The following is a 13,213-nucleotide window of genomic DNA, read 5'->3' on the forward strand; positions in this document are numbered from 1 at the left end:
TTTGCGGTTACACTGCCGTCCATGGAAACGGCCTCAATCCTTCGCGATCGTCTCGAAACCAGCGCGCTTTCGCTCGCTGTGTTCGCGCGCGTCGCCGCTGCGCAGGCATGCGCCGCTTCCAAAGCCAAAAAACAGCCGCTCATCTGACCGGAGCTGCTGTTCCGTCAGATGTGCGACGGAACAGTCCTATCAGCCCGGTCCTCAAACTCCCGCTCCCATACTGCTTCCTCGCCGCTGAACGGTTCCATACGGTCGCGTTCGAGAAAAGTCATGTCCAATTTTTCGGGTATCTGGATTCCCCTTGTCACGCCGTTTGCCGCTGACGGCTCAGTCGATGAAAACGCGCTGCGCCGGCTCTTGAAGCTTTACGCGGAAGTGGGCGTCGCAGGCATCGTGGCGCTCGGCACGACGGGCGAGCCGTCGTCGCTCGACGCGCACGAGCAGGAAGCCGTGCTCGCAGCCACGCTCGATGCGGCGCGTGGCACCTTGCCCGTGATCGTCGGCGTGTCGGGCAACAATGCGCGCAGCATGCGCGAGCGCGTGTTGCGCCTGAACGCACTGCCGCTCGCGGGGCTGCTGATCTCCGCGCCGTACTATGTGCGGCCGTCGCAAGCGGGCATCGCCGCGCACTTCGAGATGCTCGCCGACGCCAGCGAGCATCCCGTCGTGCTCTACGACATTCCCGCGCGAACCGGCGTGCGCATCGAGCCGGATACGCTGCTCTCGCTCGCCGCGCATCCGCGCATTCGGGCCGTCAAGGATTGCGGGGGCTCGCTCGACACGACGCACACGCTGATACTCGACGGCCGCCTGCAGGTGCTCGCCGGCGACGACATCCGCATCTTCGACACGCTCTGCATGGGCGGCAGCGGCGCGATCGCGGCGTCCGCGCATGTATGGCCGGAGCGCTTCGTCGCGCTCGACCGCGCGCTGAAGGCGGGGTGCATCGACGAAGGCCGCGCGCTCTTTCACGCGCTCGTGCCGCTGATCCGCCTGCTGACGTCCGAGCCGAATCCCGCGCCCGTGAAGGCGGCGCTCGCCGCGCTGGGCCTGATCGAAAACGAGCTGCGCGCGCCGATGACGCGTGCGAGCGAAGCCTTGCGCGAGCGATTGGCGAACATGATCGTACGATGACGGGCATGTGACGCTCGCCGGATTGCAATTCGCTTGCCTTGACGCTGCGCATCGCGCGAATCGCGGGCCTGGCGTCGGACTGCGACGAATCCGATGCCGTCCAATTTGAGATGTGCGTTTGGCGGGCGGCGTGATAATTCGCGCCACCCGCCTTTCGTCACACTCAGATCGATTCGTCATCCTGCGTATGCTGATTCATCGCTTCACCGTGCCACCCGCTGTGCAATTCATCGTGTGTCCGCCGATTGTTCATGAATCGCGTCGCTTGCGCGCGCCGCGTCGGGACGAGAGCGCGACGAGGGGCGCGTTCTGATGTCGTTCATCTGGGGCACGGGGCGTGACCTGGCGAACGGCGCGGTGCGTTTCGTCACGCGGCGCACGGCGTTCGCGATCGCGGTGCTTGTCGCATGCGGCAGTTCCGCGCTGGCGTTGACGGCGGGCGTGATGATCGGCCGCGTGTGGCCGCAGAGCGATGCCGCCGCGCAGTCGGGCGACAGCCGCGTCCGGCGCGACTACACGATCGCGGAACTCGGCAAGCTGAATGCGGCAATCGAACAGATGCAGCCGCGTCTGATGCGGCTCGCATCGCAGGTCGCGACGCTGCACGATTTCGAAACGCGGCTGAAGACGATCAAGACCTTGCCGCGTCCCGTCTTCGCGTCGCCGGCGCTTTCCGCAAGCGATCTGCTCGGCGACGATGTGATCGTCGACGGCGCCGGCAAGAAGGCGGACCGCGCGCGGGCCATGAAGGGCGCGGGGAAGACGGGCGGAGCGGTCAGCGGCCGTGACGCCATGGGCCGGGGCACTGCCAGCGAAGTCCGCGCAAAAGCGGGCGAGGGCAGCGACGACAATCCCGCGTCCCCCGGCGAACCCGGCGAAACAAAGAACGACAAGGCCAGCGACGCCGCCGTGATGACGGGCGAAGGCGGTCCGTCGCTGCCGCCGCGCCGCTGCGACGAGCTGACGTCTGAACGGACGCGCGATGCCGTCGCGATTCATCAGCAGATCGGCTGTCTCGTCGCGACGCTCGCCGCGCTGGAGCAGGAAACGACGATGCACGTCGCGAACTGGGAGTCGTTCCCGGGCCGCCTGCCCGTCGACGGCGCGCACTTCGGCTCGCCGTTCGGCAATCGCGTCGATCCGTTCACGCGTCACCTCAGCTTTCATCCGGGTGTCGATCTCGTCGCGATGGCAGGCACGCCGATTCTCTCCGCGGCGGGCGGCCGCGTGATCCACGCGGGACCTGAGGGCGGCTACGGCAACGCAATCGAAATCGATCATGGCAACGGCCTGATCACGCGCTATGGACACGCATCGCGCCTCGTCGTTCAGGAAGGCGATCTCGTGCTGCCGCGCCAGCATATCGCCGACGTCGGCTCGACGGGCCGTTCGACGGGACCGCATCTGCACTTCGAGGTGCTGGTCAACGGCGCGCCCGTCGATCCCGCCGACTATCTCGCGCTTTTCATGGAGCCGTCTCATGGCTGATCGTATCGGCTCATTGCTTCCATTGCGCAGGCCGCGCGGGCGCGGCATCACGCAGCGCGCATACGTGCTGCAGCCCGTGCGCTCGCGGGCCGCCCAAATCGCGACGCGGACGCTTGCCTGCATCGCATGTATCGCGTGCGTCGCGGCGGGCGGAGCGGCGGTGCGCGGGTACGACATGCACATCGCGGCGACGCACGCGTCATGCGCGACGCCGACGACGCCGGCTTCGCGCGACGACATGCAGGATGCGCTGACGCGCGCGCAACTTGCGCTGAAACAGGAAGCGGCATCGCGCGCGGCGGTGCAGAAGTCGGCCGACGCACTCGCTGTCGAAGTCGGCCGGCTCAAGGCTCAGGTGCTGTTCCTGCAAGGCCAGAGTCATTCGCGCCGTTAGTGCGGCGCGCTGCGCGCCGCGGCCCGGCGCGTTCTCAACCTCAATCCGATATCGATCATGTTCAGCAAGAAGAAGTCACCCGGCGTCACCCAGAACAAACTGGCCACCTTGATCGCGCACGACGTGTACATCACGGGCGACCTCGAGTTCAGCGAAGGCCTGCGCATGGACGGTCATGTGAAAGGCAACGTCGCGGGCAAGGCGGGATGCGAGACGCTGCTGGTGCTGAGCAATCGCGGCTCGATCACGGGCAACGTGTACGGCTACGACGTGATCATCAACGGCACGATTACGGGCGACGTGATCGCCGATCACTTCGTCGAGTTGCAGGAGAACGCGCATATCACGGGCAACATCCACTACCAGCAACTGCGGATGGATGTCGGCGCGTCCGTCGACGGCAAACTGACTCGCCGCGAAGTGACGCCTGCAGTAACGAGCCCGTACGTCGATCACGCGACGACGCATGCGCCGCAAGCGGGCCACGAACCGCAAGCCGCCGATCAATAAGATTTTCTGCAAAGGCTTGCGGCATTTCGCTCGCGGCCCAAAGCGGCAAGCCACACGCAAGCGCGAATCAGGCAGCCGTCATGCGGTGCTGAAGCAGATCGCTGAATGCGTCGGCCGTGAGCGGCTTGCCGAGCAGAAAGCCCTGCATCTCGTCGCAATGCAGGTCCTTGAGCTTGTCGAGTTGCGACGCCGTTTCGACGCCTTCCGCGACCACGTCCATTTCCAGCGAGTGCGCGAGCGCAATGATCGCCTGCACGATCGCGCTGCCTTCATGGCCGTGTGCGTCGAGCCCGTTCGTGAAGAAACGGTCGATCTTCAGCTGCTTCACGCGGAAGCGCTGCAAATAGGCGAGGCTCGAATAGCCGGTGCCGAAATCGTCGATTGAAATTTCGAAGCCGCTGTTCTGGAATTCGCGGATCATGTCGGTCGTCCTCGCCGCGTCCTGCATCGCGACCGATTCGGTGATCTCGAACATGATCTGGCTGCAATCGATGTTTTCGCTGTGCACGATGTCCAGCATCTTCTCGATGAGATCCGGCTGCGCCATCTGCCGGGGCGACAGATTGATCGCAACCTTCGTCGACGGCAGGCCTGACGCTTCCCAGCCGCGTATGTGGCGGCACGTCTCGCGCAGCACCCAATAGCCGATCTGCACGATCTGCCCCGAGCGTTCGGCGATCGGGATGAAGTCCAACGGGGCGAGCGCGCCAAGCTCCGGGTGATTCAGACGAATGAGCGCTTCCGCGCCTGCCACGTCGCCGCTGTCGCCGCGAAACTTCGGCTGGAAGTGCAGCGAGAAATAGCCCCTGTCGAGCGCTTCGTGCAGCGCGCTCTGAATCTTCAGCGTGCGCATTGCTGCTTCGTTCATGTGCGCTTCGAAGAAACGATACGCGCTGCGCCCGCCGCGCTTCGCTTCGTACATCGCGGCGTCGGCGTGCTTCAGCAACTCGTCGACGGAATCGCCATCCTGCGGATAGAGCGCAATGCCGATGCTCGGCATGATCTGCAGCGTCTGGTCGGCCGTGTCGATGCCCTTGCGCATCCGATCGAGCACGGTATCGGCCATCTTCGCCGCGTCCTGCGGCGTGCGGAGGTTTTCGGCGAGCACGACGAACTCGTCGCCGCCGAGCCGCGATACGGTATCGACGCCGCGCACGCATTGCAGCAGGTTGTGAGCGAACGCTTTCAACACTTCGTCGCCGTACGCGTGGCCGAGCGAATCGTTGATCGTCTTGAAGCCGTCGATATCCATGAACAGGATCGCGAATCTGCGCCCCGTGAACTTCGACACGACGATCGCGCGCTCGATGCGCTCGCTCAGCGTGCGGCGGTTCGGCAGGTCGGTGAGCGTGTCATAGGTGGCGAGGCGCACGATCTGGCTGTTCAGCGAAGACACGGAACCCGCGAGGAACGTGGTGCGCGCATCGAAGCGCGACAGGATCAGCGCGACGATCAGAATCGCGAACGTGAACAGCATGATCGTGGTCGCGAGCCACTGCGCGTTGACGCCGTGCGCCGCGCCGCAGATCGAGCCGGGCAGAAAGTCGGCGGCGGCCATGGCCGTGTAGTGCATGCCCGTGATCGCGAGGCCCATGACGCCCGCTGCGCCGATGCGCTTGGCCAGCACGCGATGCTGGCGCGCGTCGCGCAACGAATGCGCGATCCACAATGCCGCGATGGAAACCACGATCGCGACCGCGATGGACGCGGCGAACAGCGACGGGCGATAGTGAATGCCCGGCTGCATCTGCATCGCGGCCATGCCGGTGTAGTGCATGCCCGCAATGCCGAAGCCCATCAGCACGCCGCCCGTCACGAGCCGCTTGACGGACAGGGCGGGGCGCGCCACCTGATAAAGCGCGAAATAAGACACGACGATTGCGATGCCGAGCGAATAGCCCGTGATCGCGAAGTCGTAGCCGAGCGGAATCGGCAGTGAAAACGCGAGCATCGCGATGAAGTGCATCGACCAGATGCCCGTGCCCATTGCGGCCGCGCCGCCCGCGAGCCACAGGTGGCGCAGGTGCGCGCGGGTCATCGTCGAGATGCGTCCGGCGAGATCGAGTGCCGTGTACGACGCAAGCGTTGCGACAGCGAGCGACACGGCGACCAGACCCAGGTTGTAAGTGCTCTGCATGTCGATCCGTTGCTAAAGGAATGTTCCCACGACGGGCTAACGGCAAATTTCTTAAATAATTGAGTACAAGTTCAAAAGGCCGATTCGAAAACGCTCTCGCAACGTGATCCGGGCAAACCCCAACGGGGAAACCCGCCGTCATATAGAATGACGCGCTTTTGCCCGTTCTCGCCATGTGGTTCAAGAATCTGCAGCTTCACCGTCTTCCCGCTCCGTGGAATGTGAGCGTCGAGCAAATGGAAAAATGGCTCGCGCCGCATGCGTTCCAGCCTGCCAATAGCGTCGAGGTGCAGCGCCAGGGCTGGGCGTCGGCGCGCAACGACGGCTCGCTCGTCTACGCGATCAACAAGCAGATGCTGCTCACGTTCCGCGCGGAAAAGAAACTGCTGCCGGCATCGGTGGTGACGCAGGTGACGAAGGCGCGCGCACTGGAACTCGAGGAGCAGCAGGGCTTCAAGCCCGGCCGCAAGCAGATGCGCGATCTGAAGGAGCAAGTCACCGACGAGCTGCTGCCGCGCGCGTTCAGCATCCAGCGCGACACGCGCGTGTGGATCGACACCGTCAACGGCTGGCTCGTGATCGATGCAGCGTCGCAGGCGCTCGGCGACGATGTGCTCGGGCTGCTGGTCAAGTCAGTCGACCGCTTGCCGATCGGCAGCGTGCGCGTCGCGCAGGCGCCCGTTTCCGCGATGACGGACTGGCTGCTGGCAGGCGAGGGCCCCGTCAATTTCACGCTGGATCAGGATACGGAACTGCGCTCGCCCGCCGAAGGCAACGCGACGGTGCGCTACGTCGGCCACGCGCTCGAAGCGGACGACATGCGCCGCCATATCGAAGCGGGCAAGCAGTGCATGCGGCTTGCGATGACATGGAACGACCGCGTGTCGTTTGTGTTGACACCGTCGCTGACGATCAAGCGCGTGACGCCCCTCGACGTGATCAAGGAAGCCGCCGATCCGACCGCGCTCAACGACGACGAGCAGTTCGATTCCGATGTCATGTTGATGACAGGGGAGCTCGCGAAGTTGCTGGAAGGGATTGTTGATGCGCTCGGCGGCGAGCTCGATGAGGGATTGGCGTCCGCGAAGGCGGCGTAATCAGCCAGGGGTTCGCGCGAACCGAACCCCTTCAGTCGAACATATTCCTGAACGTGACGGCCACGATGACGGGCACGCACAACACGAGCGGAATGGCGAAGTAGGGCACTTCGAGATCGACGAACCAGCTATACACGAGCCAGGCGATTCCGGCGCACAGTGTTCCGATGCCGATCAGCGCGGTGAGGACGTTCAGCAGCATGGGCGACGGTTTCCAGCGCTTGTGTTCCTCGTTGGGCGGGGGCGATGTCATTGCAGTTCCGGAGCAGATCGTCACGAGTTTCGATTCGTTCAATTCTACTCCGGCAGCATGCAATCGGCTCTACGCAAGCGGCGCGCCGGATCGGCCTGAAAGCCGCCTGCAAGGGCGGCTGGAAAGGCCTCCGACGCGCCTTCAGTGAGTCTTTAGCGAGCCTTGGAGACAGGCGTTATTCGAAAGCCTTGTCGTTCGGATTCTTGTAGAGCGTGCGCAGGTTGTCGCTCATCGGGAAATCGAAGTTCATGTTCTTCGGCGGCACGGGCTTCATGAACCACTTGTCGTACATCGCGTTGATCTCGCCGCTCTTCATCACGTGCGCGAGCGTCTCGTCGACCACCTTGAGGAATTCCGGGTCGCCCTTGCGCAGCATGAAGCCGTATGCTTCGGACGATTGCGGCGTGCCGACGATCACCCAGTCCGCGGGCTTCGCCGTCAGCGTGCGCGTGCCTGCGAGCAGCACGTCGTCCATCATGTACGCGACGGCGCGACCCGTCTCGAGCGTCATGCGGCCTTCGCCGTAGTCCTTCGCGCTGATGATCTGCATGTTCATCTTCTTGTCCTCGTTCATCTTGCGCAGAATGCGCTCGGACGTCGTGCCCTGGTTCGTCACGACCGTCTTGCCGGCGAGATCGGGGAAGTCCTTGATGCCCGAGTCCTTGCGCGTGAGCAAGCGCGTGGTCGCAACGAAGAACGTGTCGCCGAACGCGACCTGATTCTGCCGCGACGTCAGGTTCGTCGTCACGCCGCATTCGAGATCGACGGTGCCGTTCTGCACCAGCGAAATGCGGTTCTGCGAGGTCACGGGAATGAAGCGCACCTGAAGGTTGGGCTTGTGCGTCTTGGCTTTCACCGCGTCGATGATCTTGTTGCACAGGTCTTGCGAAAAGCCGATCACCTGATTGTTCGAATCGACATACGAGAACGGCACCGACGTCTCGCGATGGCCGATGGCGATCAGATTGGCGGACTCGATCTTGGTGAGCGTGGGCTGCGATTCCTGCGCCGTGGCATTCGCTGCGGAAGTGAGGCACGTCGCCGCGACGCACAAGGCCAGCGCGAGCGAGTTCAGTCGTTTCATTGCAAGTCCCCTGTTTAATCTGGATCGGTCGGTTTTGGACGGGCGAACCGCACGGTTCGGCGGGTCCGGAACGGTTGTTCACAGATGTTGCCACAACAAAATCAATTGCAACATATGTTTAACCCTTAATGCCGCGGACGTCCGCCCGTTCACCAGGAGCGCGCGGTCATGCGTGCACGCGGATCGCGATGGCATGATCAATGCGACGACGCTAAATCTGCCGTTCCGTTTTCCATCTAAACCAGGGAGGAAACCGATGCACGCCGTTCGCAAATGGATTGCAGGAGTCACGTTGATGACAGTGCTTGCCGCGATGGCTCCGTTGCCTGCCGCCGCGCAGGCGAACGCCGGCGCGATGCCGCCGCCGGCGCCCGCCGCCGACGGCACGTTCCTGCTGACGATCTTCCTCAAGCACGATCAGTCGAAGCCGCTGCCGAAGATCAACCAGGAGCTTGCCGATCAGGGTTTCTACAAGGCGTTTCCGCCGCCGGGCATCGAGGTCGTGTCGTGGTACGTGATGATGGGCGTCGGCCAGGTCGTCACGCTGCGCGTGCCCGCCAACCGGCTGCGCGAAGTGAACCGCGCGATCGAGGAAACCGCGTGGGGCGGCTATCACACCGAGTTCTACCCGACTTACGACTACAAGGCGATCGCCGAGCAGGCGCGGGCGAAGAACGGCAAATGAGCCGGCGCTCGCCGACGCTTCAGTACCACGGCGTATCGGCGAGCGCAGAGCCCGTGATCTTCACGATGAAGTCGAGGAACGCGCGCACTTTCGCCGACGGATGACGCCGCGACGGATAAAGCGCGTAGAGAGGAAAGCGCTCGTCGGGCCAATCGGGAAAGAGGTCGACGAGACGGCCGCTGTCGAACAGCGGCTGCGTGCCGAGCGCCATGATCTGCGCGATGCCGTGTCCCGCGAGGCACGCGCCGTGCATCGTCGATACATCGTTGACCACCAGTCGGCCGCGCGCCGCGATGACGATTTTCTTGCGCGGCCGATGAAATTCCCATACGAACGGACGTCCCGTTTCCGGGTCGCGATAGTGGATGCAGTTGTGCGGCTCGCGCTCCAGATCGGTTGGCTTGAGCGGACGCCCATACTTCTTCACATAGCCGGGCGACGCGGCCGTCACGATGCGCGTTTCGAGCAGCTTGCGGGCGACGAGCGTCGACGGACGCGGCTCGCCGAAACGCACGGCGAGATCGAAGCCGTCGGCGATCATGTCGCCCAACTGGTCGCGCGTGATCAGATCGAGATTGAGTTCCGGATAGCGTTCGACGAACCGGCCCACTTGCGGGCTCAGCACGATCTTCGAGAAGAACGGATCGACGTTCACGCGCAGCCGTCCGCGCACGGCCGTCGCGCCGCCCGCCGCCGAGGCCGCTGCTTCTTCGAGCCCGCCCAGCAGCGGCACGATCTGCTCGTAGAAACGCCGGCCTTCGTCGGTCAGCGTGACCGTGCGCGTCGTGCGATCGAACAGACGTATGCCGAGCCGCGCTTCGAGCCGCGCAACCGAGCGGCTCACGCCCGACTGCGACATGTCGAGCCGTTCGCCCGCGCCCGCGAAAGACCCGCTGTCGACGATCGCCGTCAGCACGCCCATGCCGTTGAGAATACGTTCGTCGAAGGACATCGTGCGCTCCTCTCTTTCGTGTCACGCGTGACGTTGCTCACGATGCCATTGTGTCATGAGTCAAATGATATTCATGTCATCGTGTAAAGCGCTACCGGCGACCACAATGCATCCCGTCGCAAGCATTTTCAATTGAACGGGAGTGTGCTGATGTTCGCTATTACGGGTATTACGGGTCAGGTCGGCGGCGTGGTCGCGCACACGCTGCTCGCGCAGCGCAAGCCGGTGCGCGCGGTGGTGCGCAGCGCGGAGAAGGGCGCGCCGTGGGCCGCGCGCGGCTGCGAAGTGGCGCTCGCCGCGATGGATGACGAAGCGGCGCTGCGCCGCGCGTTCGAAGGCGCCGAGGGCGTGTTCGTGCTGCTGCCGCCCGTGTTCGATCCGTCGCCGGATTTCGCGGAGTCGCGCCGCAATATCGCGGCGTTGCGGGCGGCGCTGAACGCTGCGAAGCCATCGCGCGTCGTCGTGCTGTCGACAATCGGCGCGCAAGCCGCGCAGCCGAATCTGCTGAATCAGCTCGGCATCATGGAGCAGGAATTCCGCACGCTGCCTGTGCCCGTGGTGTTTCTGCGCGCTGCCTGGTTCTTCGAAAATTGCGCATGGGATGTCGAGCCGGCGCGCACGTCGGGCATGATCCCCGCGTTTCTGCAACCGCTCGACAAGCCCGTGCCGATGGTCGCCACCGACGACATCGGCCGCGTCGCCGCGCATCTGTTTCAGGACACGTGGACGGGCGCGCGCGTCGTGGAACTCGAAGGCCCGCGCCGCGTGACGCCGGATGAAATCGCGGCCGCCTTCGCGAGCGCGCTCGACAGGCCGGTGCGCACGCAGATCGTGCCGCGCGGCGAATGGGAAGCGCTCTTTCGCGCGCAAGGAATGCAAAACCCGCTGCCTCGCATGCAGATGCTCGACGGCTTCAACGAAGGCTGGATCGAATTCGAGGCGCCCGCGTCGTCGCTGAAGGGCAGCGTGACGGTGGAAACCGTGATCCGCCAACTGGTTGAGCGCTCGGCGTTGAGTAACCGGCCTGCCCTGTTGCGCAGTTTCGTCACGCGCCTGCAGCAGGCGCAGCGGACGGATGCAGCAACACGGGGATCGACTTCGACGTCGGCGTGTTGCACACATCGCCGACGCTCGACAACGGCACGAGCGGATTCGTCTCCGGGTAGTAAGCACCGAGACAGCCGCGCGGAATGTCGTACTCGACGAGCAGGAAGCGCTCTGCGCGGCGCTCGATGCCGTCATCCCAGACCGTTTCCATGTCGACCCAGTCGCCGGGTCTGAAGCCGAGCATCGCGATATCGGCGGCGTTCGCGAACACGACGCGGCGCTGGTTGTAGACGCCCCGATAGCGATCGTCGAGCGCGTAGATCGTCGTGTTGTACTGGTCGTGCGAGCGCGTCGTCATCAGCGTCATCGCGCGTTCGCCATGCAGCTTGCGCGCGCGCGTGATCGGCGTGTCGCGTTCAATCTGATGCACGACGAAATTCGCCTTGCCCGTATCCGTCTTCCAGTCGCGCTCGCGTGAAGCGACGCGCAGATGAAAACCGCCCGGCTTCGCGATGCGCTTGTTGTAGTCGTAGAAGCCGTCGATCGACCATTCGATCGCGTCACGAATCTTCGCATAGTCGTTCGCATAGGCGAGCCAGTCGACCTTCCTGCTGCCGAGCGTCGCGTGCGCGATTTGCGCGACGATGCGCGTCTCCGACATCAGGTTCTCCGAAGCAGGCTTGTTCATGCCGTACGAGACATGCACCATGCTCATCGAGTCCTCGACGGTCACGCCTTGCGCGACGCCGTTTTGCAGGTCGATTTCGGTGCGCCCGAGCGTAGGCAGGATCAGTGCGTCCTTGCCGTGCACGAGATGGCTGCGGTTGAGCTTCGTCGTGATGTGCACGGTCAGATCGCACGCGCGCAACGCTTCCCATGTGCGCGGCGTGTCGGGCGTCGCAATCGAGAAGTTGCCGCCCAGTCCGATGAACACCTTCACGTGGCCTTCGAGCATCGCTTCGATCGTTTCGACGACATCGTAGCCGTGCATACGCGGCGGCTCGAAATTGAACACCGTGCCGAGGCGGTCGAGAAATTCCTGCGTCGGCTTATCCTCGATGCCGACCGTGCGGTTGCCCTGCACGTTCGAATGGCCGCGCACAGGGCACAGGCCCGCGCCGAGGCGGCCGATATTGCCGCGCATCATCATCAGGTTCGACAGCATGTGGACCGTCGCCACCGAGTTCTTGTGCTGCGTGAGGCCCATGCCCCACGTCGAGATCACGCGCTTGCCGCTCGCGTAGATGCGCGCGAGGTCTTCGATGTCTTCGCGCGCGACGCCCGATTCTTCGACGAGCGCGTCCCAGCTTTCTTCGCGCAGATCGGCGGCGAACGCTTCGAAGTTTGCCGTGTGCTCTTCGATGAACGCGACGTCGAGCACGCGCTCCGCGTTCTGTTCGATCGCGGCATCGTCCAGTTCGAGCACGCGCTTTGCAACGCCCTTGAGCAGCGCGAAGTCGCCGCCGATCTTCGGCTGGACGAACGTCGACGCGATCTTCACGCCCGCTGGCGACAGCATGTCCGCGACGTGCTGTGGGCTCGCGAAGCGTTCAAGCCCGCGTTCGCGCAACGGATTGATCGAAACGATGGTCGCGCCGCGCTTCGCGCATTCGCGCAGTTCGCCGAGCATGCGCGGGTGGTTCGTCGCGGGGTTCTGGCCGAAGATCAGGATCGTATCGGCGTGCTCGAAGTCATCGAGCGTCACTGTGCCCTTGCCGATGCCGACGGTCGTGGGCAGGCCGCGGCTCGTCGCCTCGTGGCACATGTTCGAGCAGTCGGGGAAATTGTTCGTGCCGTACATGCGTACGAACAGCTGGTACAGGAACGCGGCCTCGTTGCTCGCGCGCCCCGACGTATAGAACGCGGCCTGATGAGGGCTGTCGAGTCCCTTCAGATGCTTCGCGATCCGTTGAAACGCGTCGTCCCATGAAATCGGCCTGTACTTGTCCGTCGACGGATCGAACACCATCGGGTCAGTAAGCCGGCCGTGCTGTTCGAGCGTGTAGTCGTCCTGCTTCATCAGCTCGTCGACCGTGTGCTGCGCGAAGAATTCGGGCGTCACGCGCCTGGTGGTCGCTTCCGCCGCGACGGCCTTCACGCCGTTCTCGCAGAACTCGAAGGTCGACGCATGCTGCCGGTCCGGCCACGCGCAGCCCGGGCAGTCGAAGCCGTCCGGCTGGTTCTGCCTGAACAGCGTCCTGTAGTTGCCGCCCGCGACCTTTTCCTTGATCAGGTTGATCGCCACATACTTCAGCGCGCCCCATCCGGCGGCGGGTCCTGTGTACGGTTCGATGCGGGCCGGCTTGGTGGTCTTGTCCATGATGCGTCCGGTGGTGCTAGATGTTGATGAAAGCGTAGTGGGGATCACAGGTAGCCGGCGTGTACACAATGCGCGAAAGAAAAAGAGTACAGTTTCGACTGTTATCGGCGAA

At 64.0% G+C, this 13,213-nt stretch carries 11 protein-coding genes and 1 pseudogene; 7 read left to right on the forward strand and 5 right to left on the reverse strand.

Translation table 11 applies throughout. The features are described from left to right. The first annotated feature begins 270 nt into the window (after positions 1–270). The 4 genes from dapA (at position 271) to AB4Y32_RS24235 (ending at position 3,526) form a co-directional block, all read left to right on the forward strand. Entirely contained in the window at positions 271–1,134 is an 864-nt protein-coding gene (gene dapA, locus AB4Y32_RS24220; protein ID WP_368723770.1) for a 4-hydroxy-tetrahydrodipicolinate synthase, read from the forward strand. 312 nt (positions 1,135–1,446) lie between these two features. Beyond that, a complete protein-coding gene (locus AB4Y32_RS24225; RefSeq protein WP_368723771.1) occupies positions 1,447–2,622 on the forward strand; it encodes a M23 family metallopeptidase in 1,176 nt (391 codons plus the stop codon). Next, the gene (locus AB4Y32_RS24230) at positions 2,615–3,016 is read left to right on the forward strand and encodes a hypothetical protein (RefSeq protein WP_368723772.1); all 402 of its coding nucleotides are present in this window, start codon (positions 2,615–2,617) and stop codon (positions 3,014–3,016) included. Before AB4Y32_RS24225 ends, AB4Y32_RS24230 begins: the two co-directional genes overlap by 8 nt. A 57-nt stretch (positions 3,017–3,073) precedes the next feature. Next, positions 3,074–3,526 (forward strand): polymer-forming cytoskeletal protein, encoded by a 453-nt coding sequence (locus AB4Y32_RS24235; protein WP_368723773.1) that lies wholly within the window; start codon positions 3,074–3,076, stop codon positions 3,524–3,526. A 67-nt stretch (positions 3,527–3,593) separates the two neighbouring features. Here the strand turns inward: AB4Y32_RS24235 and AB4Y32_RS24240 are convergent, their stop codons facing one another. Further along, positions 3,594–5,663, reverse strand: a complete 2,070-nt coding sequence (locus AB4Y32_RS24240; protein ID WP_368723774.1) for a putative bifunctional diguanylate cyclase/phosphodiesterase — start codon at positions 5,661–5,663, stop codon at positions 3,594–3,596. A gap of 173 nt (positions 5,664–5,836) precedes the next feature. Here AB4Y32_RS24240 and AB4Y32_RS24245 point away from each other — a divergent pair, with 173 nt between their 5' ends. Continuing rightward, entirely contained in the window at positions 5,837–6,760 is a 924-nt protein-coding gene (locus AB4Y32_RS24245) for a recombination-associated protein RdgC (protein ID WP_368723775.1), read from the forward strand. Between the two features lie 31 nt (positions 6,761–6,791). On the opposite strand, the gene AB4Y32_RS24250 is transcribed toward AB4Y32_RS24245, so the two are convergent. Next, positions 6,792–7,013, reverse strand: a complete 222-nt coding sequence (locus tag AB4Y32_RS24250) for a hypothetical protein (protein WP_368723776.1) — start codon at positions 7,011–7,013, stop codon at positions 6,792–6,794. A gap of 175 nt (positions 7,014–7,188) precedes the next feature. Next, a complete protein-coding gene (locus AB4Y32_RS24255) occupies positions 7,189–8,097 on the reverse strand; it encodes a glutamate/aspartate ABC transporter substrate-binding protein (RefSeq protein ID WP_368723777.1) in 909 nt (302 codons plus the stop codon). A gap of 256 nt (positions 8,098–8,353) precedes the next feature. On the opposite strand from AB4Y32_RS24255, the gene AB4Y32_RS24260 reads away from it, so the two are divergent. After that, the gene (locus AB4Y32_RS24260; protein ID WP_368723778.1) at positions 8,354–8,782 is read left to right on the forward strand and encodes a hypothetical protein; all 429 of its coding nucleotides are present in this window, start codon (positions 8,354–8,356) and stop codon (positions 8,780–8,782) included. A 19-nt stretch (positions 8,783–8,801) separates the two neighbouring features. On the opposite strand, the gene AB4Y32_RS24265 is transcribed toward AB4Y32_RS24260, so the two are convergent. Further along, the gene (locus tag AB4Y32_RS24265; protein ID WP_368723779.1) at positions 8,802–9,734 is read right to left on the reverse strand and encodes a LysR family transcriptional regulator; all 933 of its coding nucleotides are present in this window, start codon (positions 9,732–9,734) and stop codon (positions 8,802–8,804) included. Between the two features lie 150 nt (positions 9,735–9,884). On the opposite strand from AB4Y32_RS24265, the pseudogene AB4Y32_RS24270 reads away from it, so the two are divergent. Further along, a pseudogene (locus AB4Y32_RS24270) lies at positions 9,885–10,739 on the forward strand (NmrA family NAD(P)-binding protein); the annotation flags it as partial. 40 nt (positions 10,740–10,779) lie between these two features. Here the strand turns inward: AB4Y32_RS24270 and AB4Y32_RS24275 are convergent. After that, positions 10,780–13,101, reverse strand: coding sequence for an FdhF/YdeP family oxidoreductase (locus AB4Y32_RS24275; RefSeq protein ID WP_368723780.1), 2,322 nt, complete (start codon positions 13,099–13,101; stop codon positions 10,780–10,782). Positions 13,102–13,213: the final 112 nt, after the last annotated feature.

This window comes from Paraburkholderia phymatum, from assembly GCF_040965635.1.
In the GTDB taxonomy this organism is placed as follows: Bacteria; Pseudomonadota; Gammaproteobacteria; order Burkholderiales; family Burkholderiaceae; genus Paraburkholderia; species Paraburkholderia phymatum_B.